The organism is Bacteroides sp. OF03-11BH (assembly GCF_003604005.1).
GTDB lineage: Bacteria > Bacteroidota > Bacteroidia > Bacteroidales > Bacteroidaceae > Bacteroides > Bacteroides ovatus.
Map to the genome: position 1 here is coordinate 31,934 of NZ_QTMW01000007.1, position 12,236 is coordinate 44,169.

Annotated in this window: 7 protein-coding genes; all 7 read right to left on the reverse strand. The window is 42.2% G+C overall.

All coding sequences use genetic code 11. The features are described 5' to 3' along the window. Positions 1-32: 32 nt before the first annotated feature. The 7 genes from DXA54_RS07280 to DXA54_RS07310 all read right to left on the reverse strand — a co-directional run bounded on the left by DXA54_RS07280 (position 33) and on the right by DXA54_RS07310 (position 12,227). Positions 33-797: a UDP-2,3-diacylglucosamine diphosphatase gene (locus tag DXA54_RS07280; protein ID WP_004299751.1), complete on the reverse strand. Its 765-nt coding sequence runs from the start codon at positions 795-797 to the stop codon at positions 33-35. 72 nt (positions 798-869) lie between these two features. Further along, positions 870-1,181: an iron-sulfur cluster assembly protein gene (locus DXA54_RS07285; protein ID WP_004299750.1), complete on the reverse strand. Its 312-nt coding sequence runs from the start codon at positions 1,179-1,181 to the stop codon at positions 870-872. Positions 1,182-1,342: 161 nt separating this feature from the next. Beyond that, positions 1,343-3,982 carry a glycoside hydrolase family 2 protein gene (locus DXA54_RS07290; RefSeq protein WP_032842943.1) on the reverse strand — a complete coding sequence of 880 codons (2,640 nt, stop codon included), beginning with the start codon at positions 3,980-3,982 and terminating at the stop codon, positions 1,343-1,345. A 165-nt stretch (positions 3,983-4,147) separates the two neighbouring features. Next, entirely contained in the window at positions 4,148-6,187 is a 2,040-nt protein-coding gene (locus DXA54_RS07295) for a GLUG motif-containing protein (protein ID WP_008649573.1), read from the reverse strand. Between the two features lie 27 nt (positions 6,188-6,214). Further along, complete coding sequence (locus tag DXA54_RS07300; RefSeq protein WP_032842940.1) at positions 6,215-8,410, reverse strand: hypothetical protein; 2,196 nt, start codon at positions 8,408-8,410, stop codon at positions 6,215-6,217. Between the two features lie 47 nt (positions 8,411-8,457). Next, a complete protein-coding gene (locus DXA54_RS07305; protein WP_008649571.1) occupies positions 8,458-10,410 on the reverse strand; it encodes a DUF5006 domain-containing protein in 1,953 nt (650 codons plus the stop codon). A 29-nt stretch (positions 10,411-10,439) separates the two neighbouring features. Continuing rightward, positions 10,440-12,227 carry a RagB/SusD family nutrient uptake outer membrane protein gene (locus tag DXA54_RS07310; protein WP_004299745.1) on the reverse strand — a complete coding sequence of 596 codons (1,788 nt, stop codon included), beginning with the start codon at positions 12,225-12,227 and terminating at the stop codon, positions 10,440-10,442. Positions 12,228-12,236: the final 9 nt, after the last annotated feature.

Consider the following 12,236-nt stretch of genomic DNA (forward strand, 5'->3'; position numbering starts at 1 on the left):
TATGCCTGACCTTTTATTTTGTTGAAACATAATTAGACCTGTGTCTCTCCCTCGATATACTCTTCCAAAAAGAGATTCTCTCCGTCAAACACGGCATAAGAGAAGAAGTTAATCCAGTCTCCCAAAATCAACACACGGGAGGTGGCGCTCAACATCAAATCCAGTTCAATGTGACGATGTCCGTAAATAAAGAAGTTGATATTGGGATGGCTTTTCAAGTAGTCTTTGGTATATAGTACCAAGTGTTCCTTGTTTTCTCCCATATAATCCGGTTCCTTTCCGTCCGCCCGTTTTTGTCGGCTGTGCTTAGCCCATGTTAAACCCAATTCAACACTCCAGCGGGGATGAATAGCAGAAAACATCGTTTGCAAAGTTTTGCTGTGGAACATCGAACGAAGTAGCTTGAACTTCTTGTCCGGATCACCCAAGCCGTCACCATGAGCAAGATAAAACTCCTTTCCGTAGATTTCAGTAGTCAATGGTTCGCGATGCATGATGACACCACACTCTTTGGTGAGATAGTCTCCACACCAGATGTCATGATTACCTATAAAAAAATGCACCTCTACACCCATATCTGTTAGTTCGGAGAGCTTCCCCAAGAAACGGGTGTACCCCTTAGGAACTACCAGCCGGAATTCATACCAGAAGTCGAACATATCTCCCAGTAGATAAATGGCGGAAGCCTTATGCTTTATACTATCGAGGAAGTTCACCAAACGCCGTTCTTGAGTACGCCCGTGCTCAATAGCACGAGAACCAAGATGTGCATCGGAAAGAAAATAAATGTTCTTCATTTAATTACCAGTTACGAGATCTAATAACGAATTACAACTTATAAAATCAGAGCACTGCCTGACATAGAACGATTAAAGAAAACCTAATTCCAATTTGGCTTCTTCACTCATCATGTCTTTATCCCATTCAGGTTCGAAGACCAGATTGATGGTGGCGGAATTCACTCCTTCTACTGACTCCACTTTTTGGCGAATATCCTCCATAATAAAATCAGCAGCCGGACAATTGGGAGCTGTCAGCGTCATATCGAGTGCCGCTTCTCCACTATCGGAGACGTCAATCTTATAAATCAGTCCAAGATCGTATACATTGACCGGAATCTCCGGATCGTACACTGTCTTTAGCATAGCTACAATCTTCTCTTCTATTTCAATTTTTTCCATACGTCCTTATTTATTATGTATCGCAAAGATAGAGATAAAAAATGAAACATAAAAAATTAGGCACGGAATGCGTATCCCGTGCCTAAAGAATATATCATTTACTCTCTATCTCCGGTTACTAAAAAACACACCGGAACAGTAAATTGTTGTAATGAGTAGTCTTAATCTACTTTCTCACCGAAATCTGTCTGTTGTTGCTCCACTTCTTTCAGTTTTAATTCATTCAGTTCACGACGGCGGCGTTCCAACTCCAGTTCAGCATCACTCTTCTTGTCCATGGAGAACGATTCGGATGGCTTAGGCAACGCTTCTTCTTTCTTATCAAATATCAATGGATACATTGGAGCGGAAGATGTTAGTTCCAGTTCACCGCTTACGGGCATCTGTGATCCCTCAAACAAAACACTGGCTCTTACCTTAATCTTTCCGGGAGTCGTGGTCGACTGGATCAATACGGGAGCACTGCCCCATTTCACCGGAGCAGGATTTGCCAATACATTAGCTCCGCCCAAAATACGTCCCTCTCCTTCTACAAAGAACTTGATATAATAATTATTCAAACGCTTTACATTTCCATTCTTATCTGTGATTTCTGCCACAACAGTAACAAAATCAGATCCATCAGCACGCAGTCCGATTCCTTCGTTGTCTACTCTCAAACGAATCTGTTCTGCACGGCGGGCGGGCATTACTTTATGTGTAGCCACCACCTTGCCATCCATCAGTCCCTCTGCCAGGAAATAGACGTCCGCATCATGCTTTTCACGAGTCATCTTCTTATCAACCATAAAGTCAAATATCCCGGGGAAAGTTATTACCGGAGAAGGCATTCCTTTTCGTGTCTTGTCTTTTTTATAGGTATAAGTTTGCCCATCTTTATTCACAGTCAAACGAACTTCATCGCAGTTGGAATACACCGTTACATCTCTGCTTGAGAACGGTGTCATCTCGTGAGCGATATAAACCATCGGTCCGCTTTCTGCCAAACTCTCGGAAACGACAGCCGGACGTTGCGCCTTAAACATATAATAGGAATACTTAGGCTGACGGAATACATCCATCAATCCACCATAGAACGGGTCCGGATGGTATCCCCGCTGATGATCGAACGAATGCCACAAGCATCCGCCCACATGGCAGGGAGACTCTTTATACAAACCATCATAGCAAATGTAATTATAATAAGGAGAAGCGTAATGAGCAGCCTGTATAAGCATAGGCTGTTCTCCCCAGTTACGGGCTGTGCGACTTGGAGAATTGTGCGAACTCCAATCATCGACATTATCTCCCCACTCGCGTGTAAAATATGTAATTTTAGGATCACGTTTTGAAAGATCCATCGGATGGGCAAACTGTACCGGAAAATATTGCGAGCCCTTGGCTTGCACATCACAACCGGAATAGCAGGACGGATAAGGATATTCCTCATCAACAATCCCTTTCACACGCCCGGCAAAATCTTCCGGATACCATGTTTCATTCAAGATCGGTTCCCACAGCCATACACAAGGATGGTTACGGTCACGACGAACCATATTACGTATATCATTATAAACCCGTTTGGCAAAAATGGGTTCGTTATTCCAGAATTGCCATCCCGGAGTATTCACGATAACAAACAGACCAAGTTCATCACAAGCATCCATAAAAGCAGGATCTTGCGGACAATGTGCATTACGGATTACTTCCAGCCCCAAATCTTTCAGTTTCTTGGCGTCACGCCAGTGAATACTATTGGCAACCGCATTTCCTACAACTGCAAAATCCTGATGCCGATTAGCTCCCATCAAAGGTTTACCATAAGGTTTTCCATTCAGCCAGAAGCCATCTTTTCCCTTAAATTCGATACTACGGATACCGACACGACGACGATAACCATCTACTACATTTCCATTCTTATCATAAATACGCACACACAGATTATACAGATAAGGTGATTCAGGAGTCCATAAATGCGGCTGCTTCACTCTCATCTTTCCATTATGACTTGTCGCAGTCCCTTTACGGATATTCAGTTTCACATCTGACGATGCCACTTCTTTTCCTGCACGGTCTACTAAAGAATAGGAAATTTTTCCTGCAAAGCCCTGTTTGTCTTCATTACGTATATGCGCTTTCAAGAGAATATCTGTCGATTGCTCCGATACACGATCGGTGGCAATAAACAGTCCGCCTCCTGCTATTTCGTTCTCGTAATTCGGATCCGTGATAAACACATAATTATGTGCAATCAGCCAGCAATCCCGATAAATACCTCCCAAGTAGGCATAATCTAACACATCTTGTGGTTTTCCAGGCGCATAGGTCGGATCGTCGCTATTATCAGCCCACACCGCAATCACATTGTCCTCTCCCCACTTCAATGCATCAGTCACATCTACCGATACGGGAAGATAGCCTCCAAAGTGCTCTGCCAATAATTTACCGTTTACATAAATCTTACTTTTACCCATAATGGCTTCAAAGTGGAGAAACAGTTTCTTTCCTTTCAATGCTTCGGATGGAGTAAAGTGTTTACGATACCATACTTCCCCCTGATAATTGATGCAACCACTAGCCTCAGTAGGAAGATACTCAATACCATTAGGTAAAGACACCACCTGCCAGGCTTTGTCGTTAAATTCTTTTGCTTCGGCACCCACCGCACTTCCTTTATAAAAACGCCAGGCAGGATTCATCGAGTACACATCACGCCCGGTATCCGGCAACCGGAAGAAACCGGCTGTTGAAAATTCCGGCTCATGGGCATAGCCCATAAAAAACAGAGATAAAAGCAGTAAGCTAACAAAGATTCGTCTCATATAAAGTTTTATTTTACGATGAATGTCATGTTGTATGTCGCAATCAACCCAAAGATGTCTTCGACACACAAAGATAGTATATTCCAGATACGAATCCCCCTATTTGTCCTCTTCATATACAAAACAAGGATAAATAAGGGGATTCAAACTAATACCTGTCAGTTATTATTCATCCGGTTGAATGAGTAAAGGTACTCTAGCACTGTCGGTTCCTGTATTTTCAACATACTTGTAACCAGAGCCAGCTATCGCTTGATTCATGGATGCAATTTTATCAATCAGGGCAGCAGCATCGCTTACCTTAGTTGAAGTTGGTAAGTTTCCACCCGGATTCGAAACTCCGTCGGACATAAAATAACATTCGTTTGCTGTCACTGATCCCGTTGATATTCCACAAATGGTAACAGAAGCAGTGCCAGAAAGCACAGAAGTTGAATAACATCCTGTCAAAGTTCCACCATTTTTCACCAAACCGCCAATATTTCCGGACGCTTTGGCCACTATTTCACTAGCAGCAAACGAAGCGGTTACAGGTCCTTCGTTTCCTCCCACCAGACCACCGGCATTCACAGCTGTAAATGCAGTAATAGTCATCAAAGAATAACAGCCAGTTATGGTTCCCTGAACATTCCAACCCACAAGTCCTCCGATGGCACCTTCACCATTACCTCTATATACAAAGGATACCTCCTTGTCAATCGAAGAACCTTGTATTTGTGCCTTAGACCACCATCCGTTCACACCTGCCAATCCACCAGCATTTACTTTACCACCGGCAACAGTCAGTACCACATTACCTTTTACCTTACAATCCTTTATCATTGACGCACCAGTCTGATTATGTCCGGTAATAGCCCCCAACTTAGCATCTGTTCCATTGACAGTCAACGCTCCTCCATCAATGACGCAATTCTGAATCGTTCCGGTATTTATTGCTGCAAATGCTCCAGCTGCGCCTGACACTTGTTTCACCGTTACATCTTTAAGGGTTAAATTTTTAATGATACCATTATTAGTTATAAACAAACCGGCATCGTTTCCTGTTGCTTCAATTGTAAGACCGGAAATAGTCTTGCCATTGCCGTCCAATATACCTTTAAACTCCGTAACCGGTACCCATGCCTCTTTAGTCGACATATCAAGATCAGCATCTAATGTAATTACCGTAGCAGCATTCGTCATAACAGTCGGTTCACTTGCCAAATTTATCAACCCGTCTTCTTTCTTGACTAAATACTTACCCGCTTCAGTCTCCTCATATCCCAAGTCTGCCACCAGCATAAATGATATACCATATCGCTTTCCAGCCACATATTTATATTCATCTCCTGCTACCACCGATTCGGCATTATAAAGTTCACTGATCTTTCCTTTTTTCTCTATTGTTTCCGTAGAGGAAGAATCTCCCACTTTTTCTATCGTAGCAGTAAAAGTTAATTCTGTATCCTTTGTCATGTCTGCTATCGGAAAGAAACTCAAATAACCGTATGCAACTTCATTCTTTGCCATTTCCAAACTTGTCATAGACAAAGTCAGACTATTACTTTTATCACCATACGTTTTCTCTTCTCCCGAAACTGTCAACGTTTTTGGGAAAATAGCAGCATCAGCCGAAACAACCACCTTTGTCACTTTATAGGCATCCGGTCTTCGATTGGTGAATTTAAACTGATAAAGAGCTGTCAAATGTTCAAACTTAAGATTGGTGACGGTAGTCCCATTCACCGTGCCTTTAGCAAGCATGTGCATCGTATTCTGCAGCTCTGCTTTTTGGGCACTTTGCGTAGCATCTCCCAACGTAAAAGTGAAAACATTCCCTGAAGTCGGAACATCTTTTTTCGGATAGATTCCCCAAACAGTAGCTCCCTCTTCAAAGTTACCATTCCCTGCAAATTCCACATTTCCAGACGGTTCACTCTCATCATAATTTATGGTTGTGAAATCATAGCCATTTGTTCCATTCCAAAGTGTAACCTTATCATCGGCATTCCACATAAAGGAACTACCGTCATCTTGTACGTTGGCACGTGTAGACGATTCTTTGTCCGTATTTTCATACCCCCGGATAGAAGCAACAACCACATAAGTCTGTGATTCTCCCCGTTGCAGTTCATCCCCACCTTCAATGAAAACATCTTCTTTACAAGAGCTTAGGGTGGCTGCACTTAGCAGCCCGATCCCTAATAAAGAATAGATTTTATTCATGATTTATTTTTTTCTGTTATCAGTTATTTAAATATCACCACCATCTCCAAAATCTGATCCACCGAAGCCAGGTTCTTTCACAGCCCCCTGTAGAATCAACGGACAGTATATATTAGTTCCGGCATCCTCATTCACTTTAAAGCTAAAACCAAATTCTGGATCCTTGGCTTCTATTGCCAAATTCATCTGACGTTTCTTATCCTTGAGTTGAGTAGCTGTTACCTTACTAATTCCATTTACAGATCCGCTTCCTACAGGATTAGTCACCGTCTCGCCTACGAAATAACACTGGTTGATTCCTGTTGAATTCGAAGCGACGAAAGCTCCCAATTTATTACTTCCAGCATTATTAGTCACATTTATCTGCGTGGTCGAGTAGCAAGCCGTCACAGTAGCATCAGCATTATTAATGGTATTCTGTGCAATGAAACCGCCAGTATTATTATAGATAGTTCCACTAATTGAACCGGCTACATAACAGGCCAGAACCGTACCGTTACTATTAGCCCCTATAAGTCCTCCTACTTGTCCGGAACAAGAAACCTCAAGTTTGGCTAATGAGTAACAACCTTTGACTTTACCGGAGTTGTTCCAGCCAACAAGTCCGCCGACACAGGATGCACCACTAGAGTTACTAGGATGCTTGATTGTTACATCTGCACCGACATACGAATTTATAATAAGAGCCGTTCCATTAAAATGCTCACCAACCAAGCCACCATAATTAGAATTACCAGCACCACTCAAATTAAGGTTAATAGTTCCACTGATAACTTGACAACCTTCTATTCTTCCTTCGGAGTTTCGACCGATCAAACCACCAAAAACTACCGGTTTTATAACGGTTGCAGTCACTCCCTTGACTGTACAATTCTGAATGACACTCGTTGAACTTTCGGCAGCCAATGCTCCTGCTCCCTCTGTGATATCAGCAGAGAAACTTACATTTTCCAAAGTCAAATTCCGGATAGTTCCCGTATTGGTAGCAATAAAACCTTTATTAGCTATTTGCAAATTGCGGATGGTAACACCATTACCTTCAAATACACCTCCAAACGCACTAATAGGTTCCCAAAGTTCATTACCCATATCAATCACTTTTATTCCATCCCCTGCCGGTTCATCGATATATTCTTTTTCTAAAGTAACAGTTGCCTTACGGTATTCATCCGCAATTTTATTCCATCCGAATAATCCAGTCTTATTATAGATATGAATATTTCCATCATCATCGATCATATAGCCCTCATCAGGAATTCTGAAACGATAATCTACCTCAAAATCCATTTTATAATGCTTGCCGGCTGCAAACTGATTGGCAGTAGCATCCATATCAAGTCCGATGTTATCCTCCAAATCTTTGACTTTTACTTTTTTCAGCAGGATAATATCCTGTTCCACTTCATTATTCAAAACGCTTACTGTAATATTCAGTTCGGTCGTACTTTTCATCAACCGGGTATCACCATAGGTTGTAGGTAATATATTCAAATACCCGTTTAATGTTTCATTCTGCGCCAATGCTTGTCCACTCATGTCAAGTGTCAGTTTGTTACGCATACCTGAAAGACTCTGTACCACTCCGTCTTCGTCGATCTTCAACTCTGCGGGAAATACATCATCATCACTCTCCAGCGTAATATAGCGAATCTTCAGTTCCCGGTCCGACGTGTTTTTCAAACCAAACTGTATCAATGCAGTCAATGGTGAAAACGTTAATGCAGGAATCTTATTATCAGTCACATCCCCGGTGGCAACCATATAGGTAGTGGCTGCCAGTTCTGCTGTTTTTCCAGTCTGAGTAAATGTCTCCGGCATAGAAAAGGTAGCCAGGTCATTAAATGTTTTTGCTTCTTTCCGTGGAAATACCGCAATCAGCTTATGGCCATTTTCTACAGCAGCTTTTCCTGTGAATTCAGCAGATTTGTCAGGTTGGTTGTCATTATACCCCGGGGTGATAGAGAAATCATAGCCGGCTCCGAAGTTGCGATTCCATAATGTAACAGCATCTCCTTTATTCCATGTATACACTCCATTCTGCAAATTGCTGCGACCCAAAGGGGCGGACTGTTTAATAGAAGCTATAAATGAATAATCAGTCAGATTCTTGTCGGTTTCGTTCCCTTCACCGTTATTTTCATTCACTATCTTGTCCTCTTCGCAAGAGGTTAGTGCCATTGCGCCCAGCAGTGCAACGCTCAATAAGTGATAAACCTTTTTCATAACTATATAAAAGTTTGTTCGATTAAATATCTTTATTTCAACAACCATTAATACATTGGTTTGTTACGCGTTGGAGTACCACTTCCAAAATAGTCGTAGGTTGGCTTCTTATAGAAACGTATCCAGTCGATTTCCATACGTGGCGTATCATTGCTAGACTTACTTTCCTGATAAGAAATATGCTTAAAGTCGTTTGCCCAACTACCATCTTTAGCAGCCTGTTCTGCCGCAGCGTCACCAAGCGCCCATTCATTACATCCGGCAAATGTCAATAGTAAATGTAACCCTTCCGTATTGTATTTGTCCGTAAACGGCCAATGTGTAGACGAGTTCCATGAAGCCGTTCCATTAGCTATTCCGGTATAGCTGCCGTCAGTCCTCATGCGTACATTCTCTTTACCATTAATACCTAAAGCAATCTCGTTATTATCTCTCCATTCCATCCAATAGATATCGAATTCATCCATATCCGATATTATCAACTGTCCTGAAGACGGTTTATACTTATCACCGGATGAAGTGGATATATCATTCCAGTGGAAAGTCTGCCAAGCGCCATTCGGATTCGCATTGGTAGCCGGATTTTCCAGAAGATCAACCTCACCATAGGTAGACCATTGCACACCTCTGATATTTCCTTGGAACCAGACTGCCGAGTTGAAAGAGTGTTTCTTTCCACGCACACGGATTCTAACTTCCACACGAGTGCCCGGCAAAACGCGTACATTGCTGGATTCCCAAGAATCAGCACCCGTAGGCACACCATCAAACTTACTTGCATAGAGGGAGGAAACTCCAAAATCTCTTGTTCCCGTAATTTCCCCTGTCACACTGATTCCCGGATCATACGCACACCACATTTTCAAATATCCATCTTGAGTCATCGTTGCATATTTCTCATTTACAACCGCTTGTACTTTCTGTGTGTTAGCCACATTCTGTGCCGCCATAAAACGTGGAGGACGATTACCATACTGATTGGGGAGTCCGGTACCTTCTGTCAAAGCATCAATCGGATGGAACTCATAAGAATTCAGGAATGTCCATCCTTCAGCAGCTAACGCTTCATTCGGATGCGGATCACCCTCCTTTATCAATAGTGCTGACGCAGCTCTGACCTCATCCCATTTTTCTACAGCCTTTTTATTGCTGGCTGATACAAATATCTGATCCGGATCTGTATAAACCCATTGCTCATTGGTTAACTCGGTGCCCGGAGTCAAACCTGCATCCGTATCAGTAACCTTAATTTCCAACTCGTCCCCATATACCGGATGAATTTCAGAATCGGTAGCAAAAGACATAGACACAGAAGTGAAAGTATTCGGTCCTTTCTCTCCTTTCACCCATATAAGTTCAGATTCAGCTGTTTTATACCCGGCTTTCACCACCAATTCGCTCGGCAGATTCTCATATTTATCCGCATCTTCACCCGCATCAATATGAACGACTACATCTTCCTTAGCTGACGCTCCTACCGTAGCGACCAGAATAAATGAGCCATACTCTTTCACCGTATTGTCCGAATTGTTCTTCAATGACAAGATGGTGTAGTGTTTATCAGATACCACAATCGGACGTTCAGCCGCATTGATCTTGTATCCTCTGACATAAGCGGTGATAGTACCCGATATAGGATATTTAGCCAGATCGTTCTTTACCTTAAATTCGGTAAATCCCTGTTTCTCACCTTTCTTCATAAAAAGATGACCGGCAAAGCCTTCAAAGACATCAGATACAGGGACATCCTTTCCTTCTACATTCTTACCTGCAAAAGTCAGAACAACGTCTATATCTTCTTCGAGTGCCAACTGATTGTCTTGCTGATCTACCTTCACAGTAAAGGTCACATTATCTCCGATAGCAGCACTTTGAGTACTGATTTCGGCCACCAGATTCCGGGCTTCTCCGATAGAGATAACCGTCTCGGTGTCATTACAGCCTGTCATTACAAGGATAAACAGGCAAATTGGTAATAATCTATAGAAATATTTCTTCATAATCTATCCTATTATATCATTATTAATGATTACCATTTCGGGTTTTGTTTCAACTTTTTGTTCAATTCCAATTCTGAAGGAGGGATCGGTAACAGATAATCCCTATCTGCATGGAATTGATATCCGCTTGGCAGAGTCCCGGCCATCGGATCCGCCCATTTGTTATCATCAAGGGTCAGACGCTCTCTGATTCTTTTCTGATTATCCGGACTGTAAGATTTGAATAAAATAGATTCATCACCTACATAAGCACCTTTACCACGCTTTCCAACAATCAGTTTATCGGCTTTCCAACGCATGAGATCATCCAGCCGGAAACCTTGCAAAGCAAGTTCAGAACGGCGTTCACGACGGATTTCCTGTAAAACAGGAGTCAATGTATAACCGAAATCGGTGAAATTAGCATCCTTTGCCGGTGCCAGATATTTCACTCCTGCACGTTCACGAAGCGCTTTCAATGTCTTATTCGCTATATCATCGCTCCACATTTCCAGTTCAGCAGCAGCTTCTGCATAAGCCAAAAGACCTTCGGCATAACGAATAATAGGTAAAGCAGTCTCACCATTACCACTTACAAAGGTGGTATCTATTCCCAAACGGATGTGATAACCCGTCAAAGAACGTGTGTTTCCATCTCCTGCCAATTTAGGAGGACTAATAGTATTCTTCTTCTCATCCGTATATTCTTCCAGATGCATTGGGGTCGCAGTAGTGGCAGAAGCAAATTTGGCACCTTCATTCATCACCGTTTGAATCAATCTAGGGTCACGGCCTTCAAATGTTTCCTTAAAATCCTTAAATTTCTCATTTGTCGGATCAATAAATGTTCCATCGGCATTCAGATAATTATCCACCAGGCTTTGAGTAATTCCGGCAGCTCCTTCCGAGTCGACAACACCTGCCTTCAGATTACCGTTGACATCATGAAAGACTCCTTCATCACTCGAATATTTCCTCCACAATAGCACTTCGCCCATTCCTGACAAATCTTTGCTATTGAACAATGCCGCAAAAGCATCTCCCGGATTTTGCCCGGTTTTATACAGATCAATGCCACAACCGAACAGTTCATTTCCCCAGTTAATAACTTCACCCAAGAAATAATTTGATTCGTTAGTGGAAGATGCAAAATCATCGCTGCTGTGATACTTTTCCCAAGTTCCTTCATACAACGCCACATTCATTGCCAAAACCATGGCAGCTTCTTTATTGATACGAATTCCGGAATATTTACCGCGCGAATGCAACAGATTCTTCGCCTCAACCAAATCACTCAAAATAAATCGGGCTACCTCATTACGTGTCTTTGCGGGAATCTGTAATCCTGCGATTGTCGCATTCTCATCCCAAAAAGCATCCATTACCGGAATAGAACCGAATTTCTTCAATAAATCGAAATGCCAATAGGCACGTAAAAAGTAAGCCTCCCCTTTCAACGACAGTACATCTTCGTTTTCCTGTGCTTCGGGTACTTTATAATTATGGAAAAAATAGTTCACTTTACGCAGGTTCTGATAACCAGTCTGCCAATCGGAAGCTCCGCTAAACTGGTTATTCTGTCCATGCAAACGGGCATCATACTTTTCTGCAATAATATTGTCACTATTCTTTTCTTCACTGCGAACTCCCAAACCGAACTTACTAAAAGACGGCAACGTCATATATAGTCCGTTAATATAGTTTTCAACCTGTATGGCACCTGTCAGAAAATTACCGGCTTCCGGCTTGGTTATCGGTTCCCTATCCAGAAAATCAGAACAGGATGAAAATGGTAATATTGAAGCGGCTACAAAAGCCATTATATATATTCTTTTCATATCTTATGG